16 protein-coding genes, 1 pseudogene and 1 riboswitch are annotated in these 21,080 nt (G+C 44.1%); of the genes and pseudogenes, 6 read left to right on the top strand and 11 right to left on the bottom strand.

Annotated features, from left to right (window positions below):
• Positions 1–27: 27 nt before the first annotated feature.
• Both cls and megL read right to left on the bottom strand, forming a co-directional pair.
• Positions 28–1,470: a cardiolipin synthase gene (cls, locus tag FFL34_RS07970; protein ID WP_138602974.1), complete on the bottom strand. Its 1,443-nt coding sequence runs from the start codon at positions 1,468–1,470 to the stop codon at positions 28–30.
• A gap of 1,184 nt (positions 1,471–2,654) precedes the next feature.
• The gene (megL, locus tag FFL34_RS07975) at positions 2,655–3,872 is read right to left on the bottom strand and encodes a methionine gamma-lyase (RefSeq protein WP_138602975.1); all 1,218 of its coding nucleotides are present in this window, start codon (positions 3,870–3,872) and stop codon (positions 2,655–2,657) included.
• An 850-nt stretch (positions 3,873–4,722) separates the two neighbouring features.
• Between megL and rarD the strand changes: the two genes are divergently transcribed.
• The 4 genes from rarD to FFL34_RS07995 all read left to right on the top strand — a co-directional run bounded on the left by rarD (position 4,723) and on the right by FFL34_RS07995 (position 9,709).
• Entirely contained in the window at positions 4,723–5,625 is a 903-nt protein-coding gene (gene rarD, locus FFL34_RS07980) for an EamA family transporter RarD (RefSeq protein WP_138602976.1), read from the top strand.
• A 73-nt stretch (positions 5,626–5,698) separates the two neighbouring features.
• Positions 5,699–5,811: riboswitch (SAM riboswitch) on the top strand.
• A gap of 111 nt (positions 5,812–5,922) precedes the next feature.
• Entirely contained in the window at positions 5,923–7,653 is a 1,731-nt protein-coding gene (locus FFL34_RS07985) for a PLP-dependent aspartate aminotransferase family protein (protein ID WP_138602977.1), read from the top strand.
• A gap of 505 nt (positions 7,654–8,158) precedes the next feature.
• A complete protein-coding gene (locus FFL34_RS07990; protein ID WP_138602978.1) occupies positions 8,159–9,070 on the top strand; it encodes an SGNH/GDSL hydrolase family protein in 912 nt (303 codons plus the stop codon).
• A gap of 12 nt (positions 9,071–9,082) precedes the next feature.
• Positions 9,083–9,709: a YpmS family protein gene (locus tag FFL34_RS07995; RefSeq protein ID WP_138602979.1), complete on the top strand. Its 627-nt coding sequence runs from the start codon at positions 9,083–9,085 to the stop codon at positions 9,707–9,709.
• A gap of 120 nt (positions 9,710–9,829) precedes the next feature.
• Here the strand turns inward: FFL34_RS07995 and FFL34_RS08000 are convergent, their stop codons facing one another.
• A complete protein-coding gene (locus FFL34_RS08000; RefSeq protein ID WP_138602980.1) occupies positions 9,830–10,819 on the bottom strand; it encodes a helix-turn-helix transcriptional regulator in 990 nt (329 codons plus the stop codon).
• A gap of 268 nt (positions 10,820–11,087) precedes the next feature.
• Here FFL34_RS08000 and FFL34_RS08005 point away from each other — a divergent pair, with 268 nt between their 5' ends.
• Positions 11,088–12,710 (top strand): ABC-F family ATP-binding cassette domain-containing protein, encoded by a 1,623-nt coding sequence (locus FFL34_RS08005; RefSeq protein ID WP_138602981.1) that lies wholly within the window; start codon positions 11,088–11,090, stop codon positions 12,708–12,710.
• Positions 12,711–12,838: 128 nt separating this feature from the next.
• On the opposite strand, the gene FFL34_RS08010 is transcribed toward FFL34_RS08005, so the two are convergent.
• The 3 genes from FFL34_RS08010 to FFL34_RS08020 all read right to left on the bottom strand — a co-directional run bounded on the left by FFL34_RS08010 (position 12,839) and on the right by FFL34_RS08020 (position 15,545).
• The gene (locus tag FFL34_RS08010; RefSeq protein ID WP_138602982.1) at positions 12,839–13,771 is read right to left on the bottom strand and encodes an NAD-dependent epimerase/dehydratase family protein; all 933 of its coding nucleotides are present in this window, start codon (positions 13,769–13,771) and stop codon (positions 12,839–12,841) included.
• A gap of 90 nt (positions 13,772–13,861) precedes the next feature.
• Positions 13,862–15,052 carry a glycine C-acetyltransferase gene (locus FFL34_RS08015; RefSeq protein ID WP_138602983.1) on the bottom strand — a complete coding sequence of 397 codons (1,191 nt, stop codon included), beginning with the start codon at positions 15,050–15,052 and terminating at the stop codon, positions 13,862–13,864.
• A gap of 88 nt (positions 15,053–15,140) precedes the next feature.
• Positions 15,141–15,545 carry a hypothetical protein gene (locus FFL34_RS08020; RefSeq protein ID WP_138602984.1) on the bottom strand — a complete coding sequence of 135 codons (405 nt, stop codon included), beginning with the start codon at positions 15,543–15,545 and terminating at the stop codon, positions 15,141–15,143.
• Between the two features lie 117 nt (positions 15,546–15,662).
• Between FFL34_RS08020 and FFL34_RS18215 the strand changes: the two genes are divergently transcribed.
• Positions 15,663–15,803, top strand: a complete 141-nt coding sequence (locus FFL34_RS18215) for a hypothetical protein (RefSeq protein WP_171046326.1) — start codon at positions 15,663–15,665, stop codon at positions 15,801–15,803.
• Positions 15,804–15,884: 81 nt separating this feature from the next.
• Here FFL34_RS18215 and FFL34_RS08025 read toward each other — a convergent pair whose 3' ends face one another.
• The 5 genes and pseudogenes from FFL34_RS08025 to FFL34_RS08045 all read right to left on the bottom strand — a co-directional run bounded on the left by FFL34_RS08025 (position 15,885) and on the right by FFL34_RS08045 (position 20,893).
• Entirely contained in the window at positions 15,885–16,655 is a 771-nt protein-coding gene (locus FFL34_RS08025; RefSeq protein ID WP_138602985.1) for a 3D domain-containing protein, read from the bottom strand.
• 330 nt (positions 16,656–16,985) lie between these two features.
• Positions 16,986–18,002, bottom strand: a complete 1,017-nt coding sequence (locus tag FFL34_RS08030; RefSeq protein ID WP_138602986.1) for an ABC transporter ATP-binding protein — start codon at positions 18,000–18,002, stop codon at positions 16,986–16,988.
• Positions 17,995–19,022 (bottom strand): annotated as a pseudogene (locus tag FFL34_RS08035) (ABC transporter ATP-binding protein). Before FFL34_RS08035 ends, FFL34_RS08030 begins: the two are co-directional and overlap by 8 nt.
• A 15-nt stretch (positions 19,023–19,037) precedes the next feature.
• Positions 19,038–19,961 (bottom strand): ABC transporter permease, encoded by a 924-nt coding sequence (locus tag FFL34_RS08040; RefSeq protein WP_138602987.1) that lies wholly within the window; start codon positions 19,959–19,961, stop codon positions 19,038–19,040.
• Entirely contained in the window at positions 19,961–20,893 is a 933-nt protein-coding gene (locus FFL34_RS08045; protein WP_138602988.1) for an ABC transporter permease, read from the bottom strand. The genes FFL34_RS08040 and FFL34_RS08045 overlap by 1 nt, the downstream gene beginning before the upstream one ends.
• Positions 20,894–21,080: the final 187 nt, after the last annotated feature.

Below are 21,080 nucleotides of genomic sequence, written 5' to 3' on the forward strand. Positions count from 1 at the left end.
ATTTGCCATGTATTTACTCATCAAAGCCTACAGTATTGGTGACAGAAGCCGGGAGAATGATTCTTTAAGACGGATACCGATTGATCGTTTTCGGTACAGTTTCCTAGTCATTTGGGTGGAAACGGCAATATCACCTTTGAATGCTGCCAACAGCCGCTCAGCTAACCCCTGGTCATACAAAAAAGCGTTCACTTCAAAATTAAGTCGGAAACTACGCACATCAATATTCGCTGTACCGACGGAGGCAATTTTTCCATCAACAATAATCGTCTTCGCGTGCAAGAAACCGTTCTGATAAATGTACACTTCCGCTCCTGCATTCAATAGGTCACCAACATAGGACATGGTTGCCCAATAGACAAACGGGTGATCCGGTTTGTTCGGGATCATCACTTTCACATCAACACCTGATAATGCAGCAATCCGCAATGTATCCTGCAGACTGTCATCCGGGATGAAGTAGGGTGTCTGTATATAGACATATTCTTTTGCCGACATGATCATTTTAATATAGCCATTTTTAATCTGTTCCCAATCAGAATCAGGACCGGATGATACAATCTGTACACCGACATCACCACATTTTTCCGTCGTATAGTACCGATCATCATACAAGATATCATTCCGGGATGCTTGGTTCCAGTCAAGAATAAAGCGTGTCTGCATATTAGCCACCGCATCGCCGCATATGCGCAAGTGTGTGTCTCGCCAGTATCCAAATCGTTTATTATGGCCCAGATACTCATCACCAATATTAAATCCGCCAATATAGCCGACTTTTGCATCGATAATTGCCAATTTACGGTGATTCCGGTAATTGATCTTTAAATTGATTTTCGGTATCTTTGGTGGAAAAAATGATTCAATCTGTACCCCTGCTTTTCGCATACGATTAAGAAACTTTTTGTTAATTCCCCGTGACCCCATATCATCGAATAGAACCCGCACTTCCACACCTTGCCTAGCCTTGCGAGTCAGTATACCGGCAATTTTCTTTCCCAGCTGGTCATGGCGTAAAATGTAATAGAGAAGATGGATATGATCATATGCATGTTCCAGATCCTCCATCATTGCAGCAAACTTCTCTTCCCCGTCAGTAAATATACGTACCTTGTTATTCTGGGTAAAAATGGCATCATTATTGTGCAAATGCAAATAAAAAAGATCTTTATACGCGCTTAGTCCCTGATGCTTGAAAGGAAAGCTGTTGTCCTCAATAGCGCGCAGCTGCTCCTGCACAGCCTTTTTCACACCAAGTTTACTTTTCGTATCCCACGTAAAAATGCGCTCGCCGCTGATGCGCCTACCAAAAATGAGATATAGTATAAATCCGGCAACAGGGACAAACATGAGCACCATCAGCCACGCCCATGTTGCCGTTGCATCCTTGCGCTCCAGAAAGATAATCGTCAGTGCAAGCGCAATATTAAATATAAGAATGCCGCCTACAATCATTGACCAGATGCCCACAAATAAAACCTCACTTTAACTGCCATACCATTACCTTTACTATAGCATAATTTTCCTTTTGGCTGTTATGCAGTAATGGCGACTCTCTTTAGAATATGCAGACACACGTCAACATACCCGTTACAAACAAGCCAAAAACAAAAAAACGCTTGGATATACATAAGTTATCCAACTTCTTTATTTTCATTTTGTCTTTTAACTAACATCCCGATGATTGAATAAGCTAATCTCATATAAGCTGATATTGCGGAAGTTAAATTGTAAAGCGTTTTTAGGAAGTTGCCACGTATAGCAATGAATCGCTACCGTTCTAATGCTGATGGTTTCATTTGGCATGCTGATTGCGTTTATCATGTCCGATAACAATAAAAAGTAATCCCTCATGTGGTTTGAACGGCCTTTGAGGGATTATTTTCCTTGAATGCGCCTAGCCCCTCTTGATGGGGTTCGGTCTATTATAACCGTTCCATGTTTCAGCATGGACGGTCTTTATTATCATATGCACTTTTTATGCTTCTATGTTTACTATACCACAAAATCCACGTTTGTTCACTTCTTTTCCCCTGTATTTTGTTGCTGTAATATACATCGACAGCATCAAATTGATAAAAAACACAGTTTCTTCATTCAATTACTGCGCCCGTTTCTATTTTATGGTCAGCCGGTTCCGATTATTATAAACCCAGTGGTTATCCACCCTAATGGTTTCATTTAAATCCCACCTTACAGTCTTAAACATTCAGGCCCGATTGGTGAATAAAGATTAATTTAGACTTTCCACTATATGCTATGTTTCGTTAGTTGAAAGTCTTCTTACACAATACAAATTAGCATTAATATTATAAGGATTTAACAGAGATTCATCACTGAAATTAACAGTGTAATTTGAGCATTGACAATAGCCATTGTGAACGGGGTAAAGGTATGTATTTACTATGCCGATTTAGACCTATTTTTAATAGCAATAAAAAAACAGCATACCAATTTCTAAGTTAGTTGATATGCCTGTTTCATTTGTTCATTCAATTTTCTCCACCAAGAAAGTAAACTACTCAATGTTCATGAGTGTTTTTTATGTTTAGTAAACGATTACGAGAGGCGGTGTACCTCTCGCTAGTTCGTTCTTTTGTGTTTTGCTCGAATAACGTGAACTGCATACAGACTTCTTTAAGACAAGGCGGATGCTATTCGCCTGCAGCTGTATGCGCCTCAGCCAGCTGCAATTGATCCAATGCCTGCTCGAGATCTGCCCATACATCCTGCCACGCTTCAAGACCGACCGATAAACGGATGAGTTGATCACTGATACCCATATCCGCACGTACATCTTCCGGAACGACGGAATGGGTCATCGTTGCCGGATGCTGAATCAATGTTTCGGCATCCCCGAGGCTAACAGCAATTTTAACAAAGTTCAGGCTGTTCAAGAGCTGTTGTGCCTCCGCTTTCGTCCCATTGATCTCAAATGATAAAAGCCCGCCGCCGCGTTTCATTTGCTTTTGACAAATGGCATAAGCTGGACTGGCTTCATCACCTGGATAAAAAACACGTGCGACCTTTGGATGCTGACGGAGCCGTTCGAAAATGTTCTCCGCGTTATCACAATGCCGGTCCAACCGAATCGGCAATGTCTTCAAGCCGCGGATCAACAGCCATGCATCAAACGGTGCCATGACACCACCAATATCTTTTTGGGTCGTCATCGCCACTTCATCAAGAAAATCTTTTTTCCCGACAGCAACCCCGGCAATGACATCCCCGTGCCCACCAATGTATTTCGTCGCACTATGCAAAACGACATCACAGCCTAAGTCAAGTGGCCGCTGCAAATATGGTGAGGAAAATGTATTATCAACGACGACCGGAATGTTATATTCATGCGCAACGTCAGCAACCATTTGTAAATCGATCAGTTTCATCGTCGGGTTAATTGGCGTTTCCACATAAATACACGCTGTTTCCGGTTTAATGCAGTCGCGAACTTCCTCTTTCGTGCGCATCTCGGAAAAGTCATGTGTGATATGATACTTCTCCTTCATCATCGACAAGAGTCCGAACGTACAACCGTATAACCCTGATGAACAGACAATGTGGTCATTCGCCTTCGTCAAGGCAATCAGAATAGCCGACACAGCCGCCATCCCCGAGCTAAACGCCAACCCGCGTTCGCCGTTTTCGAGTGCGGCCATTTTTTCTTCCAGAACGGAGACGGTTGGATTACCCAGCCGTGAATAAATGTAACCATCCTCTTCTCCAGCAAAACGGCGCTCCCCCTGTTCTGCTGTTTCAAATGTAAATGTAGACGTCTGAAACAACGGACTTGACAGACTTCCCAGCATATCGTTTGCATCATAACCATCATGGATAACAGATGTTTCAAAGCGCTTATTGTTTTTCGTCATCGGTAATATTCCTCCCAGGTTAAAACTAATAAACTTCTTACTATTATTATATTCCATGCAGCCATGTTTAGAAAGCGTTTTCTTATGGTTGTTGAAAAAGAAAGCGTCCTATCCGAAGCAATAATAACGCACGTCTCAGTTCCTATTGCGGATATCAACACTGCTACCCCACTGCCAGTCTATAAAACTACCGTATGCAAGAAGCGCGTTTTTAAAAAGGCCGTGCACCCTTATTGCTTTTTTTCAAAATTGATTTTAAAATTGGTTTATTTACATATTCAACTTTCATTGGCCGAAATGAACACATAAGGCTTGGAAGAAGGAAGAAAGGCAGACTAAGAGCGGGCGATGCGCCCAACGTTGGCATACCCCTTATGAAGGGGCATGTATTTCCTCCGCTGTTTTTATTCATTGGGGCAGGAATCGTGGCAGAAAAACGAGTAGCACCACTTCACTAGTCCGGGTGAGCGGAGGGCGGTGACTCCTGCGGGAACAGCACGAGTCTGAAGACCCCGCAGCGGTGGTTTTCCGCGAGGAGGCTGAAGCCGTGCCCGCGGAAAGCATCCGCCCGGAGCGTTCCCGGACGGTGGACGAAAAGTCGTCGTACCTATAGAAAACATTTCAATAAATACATCGCATTATATATCTAATGTGTATAAAAATGACCTTTTAGAAAACAGTTTTTATGTTTATCAAGGTTGTCAGGACAACAGTTAGAAGCGTTTCAAGTTTGTCACAGTTACTGTAGGGGTTTCATTTTTGGGTTCGAAGGTTGCGTTACATACATAAGCGGATTACCAGCAGCAGTTTTAGCCAGTTCATTCATGACGATGCAAAGGGGGATTCTATCATGAACCAGGAAAACAAACTAGGGATTTTGTATGCGACAGTTGCTTATCTTATGTGGGGATTTCTACCTATCTATTGGAAATGGATTGATACGATTCCGGCGGGTGAAATACTTGCCCACCGCATTCTATGGTCATTTATCTTTATGGTGATTGTTGTACTAGCTGTAGGAAAGTGGCGGCCATTCGTTGACGAGTGCAAAGTCATTCTACACGATAAAAAGAAACTGATCGGCATCTCGCTGGCCGCGATTGTCATTAGCATCAACTGGCTTACGTTTATTTGGGCGGTTAATCATGATCACGTCATCCAGTCTAGTCTCGGTTATTACATTAACCCGCTCGTTAGTATTTTGCTGGGAATGCTTGTTTTAAAGGAAACATTAACACGGGTTCAGCTTTTTTCGTTTATTCTGGCTGCCATCGGGGTAGTGAATCTGACCGTTAGTTTCGGAGTGTTCCCATGGATATCCATCCTGCTGGCATTCTCGTTTGCCTCATACGGGCTACTGAAAAAGACCGTCGATATCAGTGCTATGTTCGGCTTAACCGTAGAAACAATGATTGTTACTCCGCTGGCACTTGTGTATTTGTTCTTTTTCAGTGGGGAATCGTTAGCGGGTTCCGTTATGTTCTCTGGTACCGGTCTTTTGCTTGCCGGCGCCGGTATGGCTACAGCCGTGCCACTGCTTTTGTTCGCGTTCGGTGCCAAAAAGATTCCATTATCCATGGTAGGCTTTCTGCAATATGTTGCACCGACGATTATGCTCATTCTTGGTGTATTTGTCTATAAGGAAACGTTCTCCACGGCACACCTGATATCATTTGCACTGATATGGATTGCGCTGATTATCTACATGGGCGCTGCACAACGCAGATCAGTTCGTCACCAAGCAGCCAGTTAACCTTTTTCAAATTTTCTGTTGACTTATGGCTACAAAGGCGTATATAATGTTCATTAAATTAATAAGATTACATCTCTTATCAAGAGCGGCGGAGGGAATAGGCCCATCGAAGCCCGGCAACCAGCAAGCCATGTGCTTTGCAAGGTGCTACATCCTACAGGTCAAGAAAGATCTGGTAGATAAGAGGAGGACGGTTACAAACACAAACCCTCTTCTCTTATGGAAGAGGGTTATTTATTTCTCCTCTTCCTCCAGTCGAAAAGTAACTCATTTTAAAACCAAAAGGAGGAATTTTTTATGACTAATTTTCATTTGTACAATCAGGAAACACATTTACTTCACGGGGGACAGGAACCCGACCCGACAACCGGATCGCGAGCAGTACCGATCTATCAAACGACTTCTTATGTTTTCCAGGACTCTGAACACGCACAAAATCTATTTGGACTGGCGGAACCCGGAAACATTTATACTCGTATTACCAATCCGACCATCGACGCTTTCGAACAGCGGATAGCACTTTTAGAGGATGGTGCAGCTGCCGTGGCAACCGCTTCCGGCATGGCAGCAATTACGATGGCGATTATGAACGTTGCCGGCAGTGGTGACGAAATCGTTGCCGACAGCAATCTATACGGGGGCACGTACAATTTATTCGCCAACACGCTACCTAAATACGGCATTAATGTCATTTTTGCCGATGGAACCGATCCGGACAGCATCAAAAGCGCCATTACTGATAAAACAAAAGCCATTTTCGGCGAGATTATTACCAATCCGAGCTTACATGTGCTCGATATTGAAACCATAAGCGGCATCGCCCACGACCATGGGATTCCGTTGATTATCGATAACACATTTGCAACGCCATACGTTACCAAACCACTGACATGGGGGGCTGATGTCGTTGTTCACTCCGCAACTAAATGGATTGGCGGTCACGGCACGTCTATCGCGGGTGTAGTCGTTGATGGCGGGCGGTTCAACTGGGCTAATGGCAACTTCCCGGAATTTACCGAACCGGATGAAAGCTATCACGGACTGAGGTATGTGGACGTTCAACCAGCTGCATTTGCGACAAAACTGCGCGTCCAGCTGCTCCGTGACATCGGTGCTTGCTTAAGTCCGCAAAATGCCTTCCTGCTATTGCAAGGACTGGAAACATTGCATTTGCGTGTTGAGCGTCATAACGAAAATGCCAAAGAAGTTGCTAACTATCTGCAAGCACATCCTGCCGTGGAATGGGTTAATTATCCCGGCCTGGCTAACCATCCATCCCATGAAACCGCGAATAAATACTTGCAGAAGGGTTATGGATCAATTATTACATTTGGCATTAAAGGTGGACGTGACGCGGGAAGGAAGCTTATCGACAACATTACACTCTGGTCACACGTTGCCAATGTAGGTGATGCCAAGTCACTGATTATTCACCCGGCATCGACCACGCATCAGCAGCTTAGCAAAGAAGACCTTGTCAAAAGCGGTGTATCCGAAGAACTTGTCCGCCTGTCGATTGGACTGGAATCAACAACAGATATCCTTGCCGACCTTGATCAGGCTATCGCTAAGGCGACCGGTGAGGAACCGACCATCCAGCAAACGGAAAAAGACGCCATTAGCTGGCTGCTCGCCTCTCCGTTTGACCGTGCGAATGGGGGACTGCGCAAAAAGGTGATTGCTGTTGTCGGAGGCACTTCTGCAGATACCACAAGCAAGCAAGCAGAACAGCTAGCGCAGCTCGGATTTCAAATCATCCGGATCGACGAAGCCACCTTTACCGAACAGTCAGGTCTACCTAATGTCATTGACGCCGTGCTGACGAGTGAACCTGTGACTCCAAAGATTTTAGACCAATTGGCACAAAAAGACGGAAAAATTTTGTGGACGAATCAGCCACAGCCAAAGACAGAAATTGTAGCTAAAGCTGCTGAATCAGGTATCGCGGTTGTTTTCGGAAAGGATGCCTACGAAGAAGCTGCACGCCTCCGCAGCGGCAGCGCTCGGAAGGAAACAGTACACGTTTGATAGATACTCCCCATTCCCATTTAGATTAACGGGGAGCAGCATGCTAGAATTTATAAACCAATACAGTAAAAAAGGAGCTTTGTACATACCAGCGTGTACAGCTCCTTTTTTTAGTTAAATGTCTGTTTATAGCTCAAAATAACACTTTCGTTTTGCATAGTATATATTAGGGATTTTTTAAATTATGTGACATGGTATAATAAATGAACAAAGGCGCAATTTACTTGCAGACTAAAACCGTCACACCCTGTACGTCGGGGGCGGACGTGGCTCAACTTTGCCAGTAAAAATTGTATCGTTTATTTTATACTTTCTTACTTTTATAACAACAAACCAAATCACTCTTTCCTTTACGGTTGGTGCACCCCAGTGGCACAATGAAAAACAGTCTGCATCAACAAAAGCCTCAAACAACAACGGAAACGGAAAGTGCCTAGCCGTAAGCGCATCTGCAGGTTTACACTTGCGCAGGCAACAGGAATTATACAGTATAGGTGTGAAACATATGAACAAAAAACAGGTTAGCATCTTTTTGATCATACTCGTTCTTTCATTGACCGGCTTTCTGATTTGGCTGCAGCCGGATACCACCATTAGTCAGCCGGCAGAAACAAGTGTACAAGAGGATCGGGAAACAGACGATAATAATCCGGGCGAAACTGACAATGATCATAAAACAGCACAAACAACGGAGGAAAGATCCGGCGAAAAAACAAAAGAGCCTACCTCACAGTTTTCGGATTTGCTTAAAGAAACAGTACAGCGCACAACAAAATTTTTTACAAATCAACAAATGCATGTAACTGCGATTGGTGACTCATTAACACAAGGAGTCGGTGATGACGTTGTGGAAGGCGGCTATGTCGGTATTTTGGATAATAAAATCAATCAAAACCAGCAACTTGTCACGTTTGATAATTACGGTAAACGAGGCAACCGCTCAGACCAGCTCTTAAAGCGACTCGATAAATCGGAAATCCAACAATCGCTTGAAAAGGCGGACATGATCTTGATTACAATTGGTGCAAACGACATCATGCAAGTGTTAAAGCAAAATTTTACCAATCTAAAAATGAATGATTTCAACCAGCCCCAGCAAGCTTATGAATCCAGGCTTAAGAGAATTTTTAAAACAATAAAGGATCTTAATGATGATGCTGCTATTTACCTAATCGGCTTCTACAATCCATTCGGGCGTTATTTTCAGGATATTAAAGAGCTTGATACGATTGTAAGTAATTGGAACAATACAGGAAAAACAGTCACAGCGCAATTTGATCGCACGAATTTTATCCCAGTAGCGGATTTGTTTAACACAACAGATGTAGATTTATTTGCGGAGGATCATTTTCATCCTAATCACCGGGGCTACCAGTTGTTTGCCAGACGTGTGCTCAATTATATAACCGATCAATAGGAGGTGCAGGCGTTGTCAAAGCATAAAATAACAAAAAATGTATGGAAGCGGCTCTTTTACTCGCTAATTGGCGTGAATGTGCTTATCTTCGCGGGCATCGCGGCACTGCTATTTTGGCCTGTCCCTGAAACGGATACACCTGAACCCGCGAAGGAAGAGAAAAAGCCGGGGTCGGAGTTCGTCGTCCGCACAACGAAGCAGAATGTCAACGAGCTTGTCAATGCCTATATTGATAAACTGCTGGAAGGAAACAACCACGATTACCGTATAACATTGGATGATGATGTGAAATTGGTCGGGGAACTTCCTGTTTTTTCTTCATCTGTTCCAGTATCCATTTACCTTGAGCCGCTTGTGCAAGAAAATGGCGATGTTATTTTGAGACAAAAATCCATCTCCATCGGTCAGCTGCAACTCCCGAATAAGAAAATTATGGAATACTTAAAGAAGTATTTGCCGATGCCGAAATGGGTAACGGTGGACCCGGCTAATGAAGAAATCTATGTAGCTGTAACTGATATGCACATTAGAAGTAACTTCCGCGTCAGTGTACAACAATTTGACTTGGAAGCGAACAACCTCGCGTTTAAAATTAACGTTCCTTATGAATCGCTCGGAATTGAAATGGCTATCGAATGACCACTTATTTGGCACGGGGTAGCTAGAAGTCATACGAATTCCAACCGAATCGGATAGCTGATTCAACTTTTGCACTATCAATTGGATTGATGCGATGTTTACTGAGGGGTCTAATTCCCCCTAATCGTCTTCATACACTTGCTGCATGTTGGTGATCTGTTCTTTTACCCGCTCGGCAAGGTGATCCGGCGAAAGCACTTTGGCACGGTCGCCCCACGTCAATATCCAATTAACCAGCCCGTCAGACAGTTTAGCTTTCGTCGTCAGAACAAAGTGGTCATCATCCAGCTCCCGAATATCTGCGTCCAGTCCGAGCCGGTCCAGCACCACATTGACCAGGTCATTATGGAACCGGATTTTTATCCACATTTCCTCCCCGGCAAACATGTGAAAACTCTGATTAACATATTCCTGCAAGTTGAAATCTCGCTTCTTGAACTTCTCATCACTCACTTGAATGTTGCGAATTCGATCAAGCCGGTAGTGGCGGATTTCATCATTGTCCAGGAAAAGGCCAATTAAATAGTAATAATCATTTTGCCAAATGAGCGCATATGGCGCTACGTGATAGATCATGCCGTCTCGGTGGTATTCGAACTCCTTTTGTACGTTGAATTTTCCGTACTGATACGTCAGCACCCTCCCCTCCGAAATGGCACGGTGCACCCGATCGATATTCAGCTTAACTAGTTCGTAATCAATATTGGAGGATTGACTGAACAAAATCGGCTCCGGCAATGTTTTGGCAATCGACTCGCTCGTCATCTTCTTCACTTTTTGAATAAGCTTTTGCTTTTCGTTCGTTGTGATAAAGCGCGCTGACAAAACGGCATCAATGATCAGCCGCAACTGGTATGTTTCGAACAGCCGTGATTGATGACTGTAAAGAGTCTTACCGAATTTACCTGTATTCCGAACAATTTCAAAGCCCATATCGTCCAATGTTGCCAAGTCACGTTTGATCGTCCGTCTATCAAATTTAGCATCATCAGTCATTTCTCGCCGCAGCTTTTCAATCAGTCCATCAATACCCAATTCATGCCATTCGTCCGTTTCATTAAAAAGTATTTCCCGCAGTTGCAACAGGCGGTAATTGTTACCACGCTCCACGAAAAAGCCCCCTTACCAAAAAAACCTATACATCTACTGTAAGCTTCCTAGCATCTGTTAGCAAGTCTTGGTAATATCCAATCAGTAACCGGATAGTGATTTCATTTTTTCCTAGGAGATATTACTTCACCTGCCTCGTAAACAGCCAAGTATTGTTACCCGAAAGTTGACCTACATTTTTGTTCTGCTTTTTAAACCGTATACATTGACGAAACTGTATAAATCTCGTACGCTAATATGGAGTCTATTTTTTGGAGGACGTTTACGAATGATAACTGTTAATAATGTAAGTTTGCGATATGCGGATAAGAAACTGTTTGAGGATGTTAATCTGAAATTCACGCCAGGTAACTGTTATGGTGTCATCGGAGCGAATGGTGCCGGTAAATCCACCTTTTTGCGGGTTCTTTCCGGTGAGGAAGAGACGCAATCCGGTAATGTATCCATCACGCCAGGCGAACGGATGGCTGTATTAAAACAGGACCACTTCGCATTTGAAGACCACGATGTACTAGAAACAGTGCTAATGGGACATGAACGATTGTATGAAGTCAAACAGGAAAAAGACGCTATTTATATGAAAGCAGACTTTTCCGAAGAAGACGGCATGCGCGCTGCCGAACTTGAAGGTGAATTTGCCGAGATGAACGGCTGGGAAGCGGAATCCGATGCAGCCATGCTCTTGAAAGGACTTGGTATCGACGAGTCACTGCATACAGCCAAAATGGCGGAATTGCCAGAGGAACAGAAAGTAAAAGTCTTGCTCGCACAAGCGCTTTTCGGCAATCCGGATATTCTGCTTCTAGACGAACCGACGAACGGCCTTGACATTCATGCGATTCAGTGGCTGGAAGAGTTCCTGATTAACTTTGAAAACACGGTCATCGTCGTCTCACACGACCGCCACTTTTTAAATAATGTGTGTACCCATATTGCGGATATTGACTATGGAAAAATTGAAATTTATATCGGTAACTATGATTTCTGGTACGAATCCAGCCAGCTCGCTAAAAAGATGGCACAAGAAGAAAATAAGAAAAAGGAAGAAAAAATTAAAGACCTTAAAGCCTTTATCGAACGATTCAGTGCCAATAAATCCAAATCACGACAGGCAACATCACGGAAAAAGATGCTCGACAGCATTACGCTTGATGATATTAAACCATCGTCACGCAGGTATCCGTATATTGCCTTTACCCCAGAGCGGGAAATCGGTAACGACCTGCTGTTTGTCGAAGGGCTGACCAAAACCATCAACGGTCAAAAGGTGCTTGATAATGTCAGTTTCACGATCAATAAAGATGATAAAGTAGCGTTCATCGGTAAAAACGACATTGTCAACACGACGTTGTTTGAGATTTTAATGGGCAATATGGAACCAGATGCGGGCACGTACAAATGGGGCGTGACCACATCACAATCTTATTTCCCACGTGATAACTCCGACTACTTTGACGGAAGTGACCTGACCTTAGTTGACTGGCTGCGGCAGTATTCACCGGAAGACGGCACCGAAACATTCCTGCGCAGCTTCCTAGGCCGCATGTTGTTCTCAGGTGACCAGGCACTGAAAAAGGCAAGTGTCCTATCCGGCGGTGAACGTGTCCGCTGCATGCTGTCGAAAATGATGCTCTCAAACGCTAACGTGCTCATTCTAGATGAACCGACCAACCACCTGGACTTAGAATCGATTACGTCATTGAACAATGGGCTGAAGAAATTTAAAGGATCCATCCTGTTCACATCGCACGACCACGAATTCATCCAGACGATCGCCAACCGGCTGATAGAAATCACACCAAATGGCATCGTCGACAAAGAGATGACCTACGACGAATATATTGCAGATAAAGAATTGCAGAAAAAAGTGGAAGAAATGTATACAGAATAAGCAGAAGAAATCGGCATACCAGCCGATTTCTTTTTTTGTATTTGGGATGCGGGTCGCGCGACTTTCACCCCGGGCCGCGCGAGTCCACCTGGCCCAAGGAGCCTGTCCCCACGGTCCGCACGTTTCGCCTATTTCGTTTGAATTTTTTCCAGCATATCTGCTGTCATTGTGTCTATATCATACGTTGCTTCGAAGCCCCATTCTTCTGCTGCTGCGGTGGCGTCGATGCTGTCCGGCCAGCTTTCGGCAATCTGCTGGAGCGCTGGGTCTACATCATAGGCTAACTCAAAGTCCGGTATGTGTTTTTGAATCGCTTTTGCAAAGTCTTCCGGTGCTGCTGATATGGCCGAAATATTATAAGCATTGCGGTAAACAAGCTTGTCCGGGTCCGCTTCCATTAGCTTCATAATTGCATGCAGTGCGTCGGGCATGTACATCATATCCATATACGTACCGGCGGCAATGTAGGATGTATATTTTTTATTACGCACAGCTTCGTAATAAATTTCTACGGCATAATCGGTTGTGCCTCCGCCGGGCGGAGTTACATAGGAAATCAGTCCTGGATACCGGACTCCGCGTGTGTCAACGCCAAAACGATAATAGTAATAATCGCACAGCAGTTCACCGGCTACTTTATTCACGCCATACATGGTCGTTGGGCGCATGATTGTTTCTTGTGGTGTACCTTTTTTCGGGGTTGATGGTCCGAATGCCCCGATGGAACTTGGGGTAAAAAATTGCAGGTTACGTTCTCTGGCAACTTCTAGCGCGTTTATCAACCCGCCCATATTCAGGTCCCACGCTTGCTTGGGTTTGGCTTCGGCTTTGGCAGATAACAGCGCGGCCAGATGCATAATTGTATCGACGTTATGTTTTGCCGCTGCGTCATATAATGCTTTTCCATCGGTCACATCAACGATTTCAAATGGACCTTCTTCCGCTTCACCTTTCCGAATGTCAGATCCGATAACGTTGGCAGTCCCATAATGGTCACGCAGCATGGTGACGAGCTCAGAACCAATTTGGCCTTGTGCTCCTGTAACGAGTATTCTTTTCATAGTGTTTCCCCTTCTGTATTCCTGGTGTGGTGTGTTCATTATACCGGCACCAAACCACAGCAAAAATAAGGGCGGGTGCCGGATAGATTGTTAAATAATACCGAGTTCCTTACCGATTTTTTCATAAGTGGCAAGTGCTTGATCAAGCATTTCTTTCGTGTGGGCTGCTGTCGGCATGTTGCGCACACGACCTGTTCCCCTTGGTACGGTTGGGAAGACGATGGATTTGGCATAAACGCCTTCTTCATTTAGTCGCTTACTGAACGTTTGTGTATCATTTTCGTCACCGATGATACATGGGGTAATTGGTGTTTCACTGTTACCGATATCAAATCCAAGCTTTTGCAGGCCGTCTTTTAAGTAGTTGCTATTCTCCCACAGTTTTTCGTTCAAATCAGTGGATTCCATCAGCAAATCAACAGCTTTCGTGCTGGCTGCGGCATCGGCCGGTGACACAGCTGTCGAGAACAGGAATGGACGGGAACGAACTTTTAACCAGTCAATCAATTCTGCTTTGCCGGCAACATAACCGCCGATCACACCGATTGCCTTGGATAAGGTCCCCATCTGGAAGTCTACCTTATCCTGCAGACCGAAATGCTTGACAGTACCGGCACCTTGACCAAGCACCCCGGACCCGTGGGCATCATCGACATACGTAATCAAGTCAAATTCCTCGGCGATACCGACAATTTCTGGAAGTTTGGCAATATCGCCATCCATAGAAAAGACCCCATCCGTAATGACCATGATTTTATTGTACTGGCCGGACTCAACTGCTTGGCGTGCTTTTTCGCGCAAATCGTCCATATCCGCATGGTTGAATGGTATGATTTTTGCTTTGGAAAGCCGGCATCCATCAATAATTGATGCGTGATTCAACTGATCGGACAGGATGGCATCGTTTTTATCCATTACAGCGGATATCGCTGCCATATTGCAATTGAAACCGGACTGGAAGGAAATGACTGCTTCTGTTCCTTTGAATGCTGCCAGTTTCTTCTCCAGCTCCAGGTGCAGATCCATCGTCCCATTGATTGTGCGAACCGCGCCGGCACCAACGCCATGCGAGTCGACGGCATCTTTGGCGACTTCCTTAAGGCGCTCATCGGTTGCCAGGCCGAGATAGTTATTGGACGAAAGATTAATCAACTTCTTCCCGTCAATCGTAATCTCCGGACCGTTTGCACCTTCGAGAGGATCGATTTCATTGTAGAGTCCTTTTTCTTTCAAGTCGGCAATATTTTCATGTAAAAAGGTTTGCAATGCGTTGCTTGTCATCTTGGTTTCCTCCTTTATGTAAACGCTTTTACACAATCTCCAACATCATTCTACCATGTTCTATCATAAAGTTTAACACATCTCCGGATCATTTAGCACTTCCGTACGGTTCAAGTGATGCTGTTTTAGCGGTTCTTCTGTTCAAAATGACTCCTGCGACTAGTACGACAGACGCGCCTATGGCAATATAGAGACCTGCTGCTGGGTAACTCACCGATTCACCCATATAGCTTTGCGATACTTCCATACTATAAAAAACCAGGAAAACCACAGCAGAAACCGATGTGGCGACACTGAAAAAGCGCGGTGTTTTTTTAAACAGGGAAGCACAAATCGGAAAGGCAAACAGTAAGAGCACGATGTACCCCCGGTGCGCAAATCCATTAACGTTCCCATAAAAGGTAACATAGACCCAAGGAAAGAATAATGAGCTAGTGTATACGGCCGTTGCTATGTAGATAAGCAAATCACCGGTTTTCATTTTTTTTAGCATAGAATCCCTTCTTCCTGTATAACAAGTTTTACCTATCATTTTGTCACAAAAAGCGGTGGTACATTCGTATCTATTTTATTATAATAAAGTAGAGAAAGAAAAAGCGAGGGTGGAAAATTGAAAAAAATCTTAATGGCGTTATTTTTTGTTTTAATCCTCAGTTTTGGTATTATTGGCGTCACCCAAACGGTCAATGACACAAATGATATAGTTGAAAAACAGGATAATGGTGAACATAAAACAGTCACATTTCAGTAGCTGGGCCAAAGTTACACCACATGCGCCTGGCCACTACAAAAAGGAAGCACCCTTAGTGGATGCTTCCTTTTTTCTTTGTGTTTATTTGTTAACAATCGTTACGTCGACAGTGCGGACGCCCCAGTTATAGGCCTTTTTCTTCGTTGGAACATGGATATCAATTCTTTTACCCTGGATGGCACTGCCAATATCGGCAGCCGTTGCGTAGCCGTATCCTTCAACATACACTTCTGATCCAAGTGGAATGACATTCGGGTCCACAGCAATCACTTTGGCGTTCGGGTTGGCGTTTAAGTCCACCCCTGTTGATGTGACACCGGAACATCCGTCACAATCCGCTGTATATGCTGTCGCTGATACGGTGACTGTTTTACCTTCCGGGTTATCTTTGGATGGCTGCTGTTTACTATCGCTTGTTTGTTTGGCTTGTTTCTCACGTTGATCCGCTGTCGTTTCATTCGCTACATGAGATGATGCGACTGCAGCCTTTTTCTGTTCTATTTGAACACCTTTCATGTCAAGTTCTTGTCCAATCACAATTAAATTAGACTCTAATTCATTCCACTTTTTCAGGTTGTCCACAGAGACATGATATGCTTTACCAATACTGATTAGTGTATCACCACGCTGCACTTCATATGTTTGATGCAAGTTTAGTTTTTGTTTCGGTTGGATAGTGGTTGTTTTAAATTCATTTATGTCAACTTGTTTTTCTTCCGTTGTATGATTTGTTTCAGCGATAGTCCAAAGGTTGTCCCCTTTTTCTACGCTTTGTTCTTCTGCCGTTACACTGGTCAGTGCTACGCCGGCTATGGATACAGCCGCAACAATCGAAACTGCCAGTTTTTTCATAAGGTAGCCCCTCCTTTAATTTCAGCATTGCCATACTACCACAGCCCCATCGGCCATGCAGTTACAGGTCAATTAAGAATTCATTACAAGGATTACCAGACTACCAAGGAAATATTACAATTTTAATAGATTTATTGCATCAAAGGGCTTTCATTACATTTGTAAGGGTTTTTAGTGTAATAATTGTCATTTAGTTAAGACAAAATTGAGGGGTTGCCTTTATTGAGGTTTATTCTCGGGTGAAATTCCCGCTTTATCTTTTTAAAAAAACTCACCCGGTTGCTATCACCGGATGAGTTTTCTATCTATTTTACCGTTTCACGTGCGCATTTAACTTTGAACTGCCTGTCGTGCTTTGTGTTCATCATTATATTTATCATTGTACAAGTGGCATGAAACCCAATGATCTTTCGTATACTCCTGCCACTCCGGTTCCACTTTTGCACAGACGTCCATTGCCAGCGGACACCTAGTGCGGAAACGGCAGCCGCTTGGTGGAGCAATCGGACTTGGAACGTCACCTTCAATGACAATCCGTTCTCTCGTGCGTTCGACTTCCGGATCAGAAATAGGAATCGCACTTAAGAGCGCTTGGGTGTACGGGTGTAATGGCTCATGATATAAATCGTCACTCGTTGCTACTTCGGCCATTTTACCTAAATACATCACGCCTACCCGGTCACTGATGTGTTTCACCATGGAAAGGTCGTGGGCGATAAACAGGTAGGTGAGGCCTCGCTCCTCCTGTAGTTTTTTCATCAGATTAACAACTTGCGCCTGAATCGATACGTCCAGTGCGGAAATCGGCTCATCGGCAACGATAAACTCCGGATCGACTGCTAACGCACGAGCAATGCCTATACGCTGACGCTGGCCACCACTGAACTCGTGCGGATAACGGTTGCCGTGCTCCTGGTTCAGACCGACCGTTTCCAATAGCTCGTTCACTCGATTCAGCCGTTCCTTTTTTGACTTGGCCAACCCGTGGATATCAATACCTTCAGCAATAATATCTTTCACAGTCATTCTTGGATTCAGCGATGCATACGGGTCTTGGAAAATCATTTGCATGCAACGGTTGAATTTCTTCAGTTCCTTGGTCGATTTTTTTCCGTGCACATCTTCTCCTTGAAAATCTACCTCTCCATTGCTGGCTTCATACAGTCTTAGAATCGTTCGTCCGGCTGTTGATTTTCCGCAACCTGATTCACCGACAAGTCCGAATGTCTCCCCTTTATAGATATCAAAAGAAATACCGTCTACCGCTTTTAGTACCGTCTTTTTATCCATTGGAAAGTGTTTTTTCAAATCTTTTATTTCAAGCAATTTCTCACGTTGCTCATTCATTTGTTTTCAGACCTCCTGCAATTGCAGATTCGGGTGGTTCTACGTCCGGTGCACGCTCGTCCAGCAGCCAGCATGCCGTTTTTTGTGTATCAGATAGCTCGGTATATTCCGGCATATGGTTTTCGCAAACTTTCATCGCATATGGACAACGCGCTGCAAACGGACAACCCTTTGGCGGATCCAGCAAATCCGGTGGTGAGCCCGGAATTGCCTGCAGCTCCTCGTCGCCACCTTCCAGTTTCGGCATGGACCCGAGCAGTCCCCACGTATATGGGTGACGCGAGTTATAGAAAAGTTCATCAGAAGTACCTGTTTCGACAATTTTCCCACCATACATAACCGCCACACGATCAGCTGCATTGGCTACCACACCTAAATCGTGGGTAATCAGAATAATGGCGGTACCGGTCCGTTCCTTTAAGTCCCGCATTAAATCCATTATTTGTGCCTGAATGGTCACATCCAGTGCAGTAGTCGGCTCATCGGCAATTAGTATTTTCGGATTACAGGCTAGCGCGATGGCAATCATTGCCCGCTGCCGCATCCCCCGGAGTACTGGTGCGGATACTGGTTAATTCGTGTTTCCGGATGAGGAATTCCGACAAGTTTCAGCAATTCGACACCACGTTCGTGTGCCTCTTTTTTCGACATGCCTTGGTGCTTAATCAAACTTTCGGAAATTTGTTTCCCGACGGTCATGGTCGGATTCAGCGATGTCATTGGGTCCTGGAAAATCATACTAATTTCCTGACCGCGGATGCTCTCCATCTGTTTATCAGATTTTTGAATAATATCTTCACCGTCAAACTTAATCGATCCGTCGACAAATTTTCCTGGCGGCATCTGAATCAGACGCATTAGTGATTGGGCTGTTACACTTTTACCAGATCCGGATTCACCGACAATAGCCAGTGTTTCTCGTTCACTCAGTTCGAAATTTACATCGCGAACAGCCTTCACTTCGCCGCCAAACGTATCAAAGGAAACGGAAAGATTATTAACTTCAAGTATTTTTTTCATGTTTCGATCCTCCCATTATTTACGTTCTTTCGGATCCAGCGCGTCCCGCATTCCATCACCAATAACGTTGAAAGCAAGCATGGTCAATACGATAAAGAATGATGGGAAAAAGAGCTGATATGGCTGATATTGCAGATAAGGTAAGGCTGCATCTGACATGGTACCCCAACTGGCAAGCGGTGCCGGAACACCAAGCCCTAAATAACTTAAGAATGCTTCTGTGAAAATGGCGTTCGGAATCGTTAATGTCAGTGTAACAAGAATTGGCCCCATCGTATTAGGTATCAAGTGTCTGAACAGCAGTCTGATTTTACTTGCTCCCAGTGACTGGGCTGCCATAACATATTCCTCGTTCCTTAACTGCATCACTTGTCCACGTACAATCCTGGCCATGTTAATCCAGCCTGTAATCGTCATTGCCAAAATCATCGTCCATAACCCTTGTGGCATAACGACCATCAATAAAATAACGACAAGCAGATACGGAACACCATAGAGAATATCGGCAATACGCATCATATATTCATCAACTCTGCCGCCAAAGAAACCGGCCGTTGCACCCCAAATAACACCAATAATCAAATCGAGAAATGCAGCGGCGAGTCCAATGAAAAGAGAAATCTTCGCACCATACCATGTCCGTGCAAATATATCTCTTCCTAATTGGTCTGTCCCAAACCAGTGCTCACCGGACGGGGGCTTGTTTGCATTAATCAAGTCGTTGGAAAAATAATTGTAGCCGGAAATCGGGCCACCAATTAACGACATAATCCCAAGCAGGACAATAATTCCAACTCCAAATAAGGCCAGTTTGTTCTTTTTAAATCTGCGCCACGCATCTTTCCAAAAAGAAGTCGTTTCGCTGGCGATTCTTTCAGCTTCTGCTTCGTTATATTCAACAGGTTCGAAATCAGATGGTTTCAAGTTCAATTGTGCCATTATTTGCTTCCCCCTTTGCCAACCTTAATCCGAGGGTCAATCAGTCCGTAAATCAGGTCGACTACCAAGATAGAAATCAGCAAAAGAACACTGAAGAAAACAGTCGTACCCATAATGACCGTATAATCACGGTTTGTGATACTTTGGACAAATTCATTGCCAAGTCCAGGAATGGCAAAAATCTTTTCAATGACGAAACTTCCGGTCAAAATAGCTACTACTAATGGCCCCATATAGGAGACAACCGGCATGATTGCATTCCGGAGCGCGTGTTTATATGTCACAACGCGGTCACTCAAACCTTTGGACTTAGCCGTTTTAATATAATCCGAGCTCAACACTTCCAGCATACTCGAACGCATTAAACGTGCGATAAATGCTAGTGGCGTTGTTGCCAGTGCTATAGCCGGAAGTATGGTGTGTGCAAATGACTCAAATCTGGCAACCGGCAGTGCACCCAGTTGAATCGCAAACACATATTGTAATAAAGCGGCCATAATAAAGTTTGGTACCGAAATACCTAGAACAGCAATCACCATTGCCGAATAGTCACCGAACTTATTATGCTTCAAAGCGGCAAACACCCCGAGGAGCACGCCTATCGATAACGCAATAAAAATAGATTCAAGCCCTAGCACAAGTGAATAAGGGAAACTCCGATTAATGATATCGTTGACTGACTGAGCAGGATATTTGAATGACGGTCCAAAGTCCCATGTCGCGATATCAGTCAAATAATCGAAATATTGCACGTATAATGGATCGTTTAATCCATATTGTTCGTTTAACTGTTCCTCAATTTCCGGTGGTAGCTGTCTTTCAGCTGTAAATGGGCCACCCGGGGCAGCTTGCATTAATAGAAACGTAATTGTAACGATAAAAAATAGGGATATAACGATAAAACCCAAACGTTTCAATAGGTACTTTGCCAAAGTGTAACACCTCACCTTTCTATTCTTTGTTTTGCTATAACTCCAAAAGTAGTTTTTACTCAAGACGATTGTTGCTAAAATTATTCGAATCCTATAAGTTTTCGGTAATATTATATTAAAATAGGGGTGAATTTAATCACCCCCTAACAGTTCACTATCTCCATCAAACTGATGGTAGTTTGAAAGA

Source organism: Lentibacillus cibarius (assembly GCF_005887555.1).
In the GTDB taxonomy this organism is placed as follows: Bacteria; Bacillota; Bacilli; order Bacillales; family Amphibacillaceae; genus Lentibacillus; species Lentibacillus cibarius.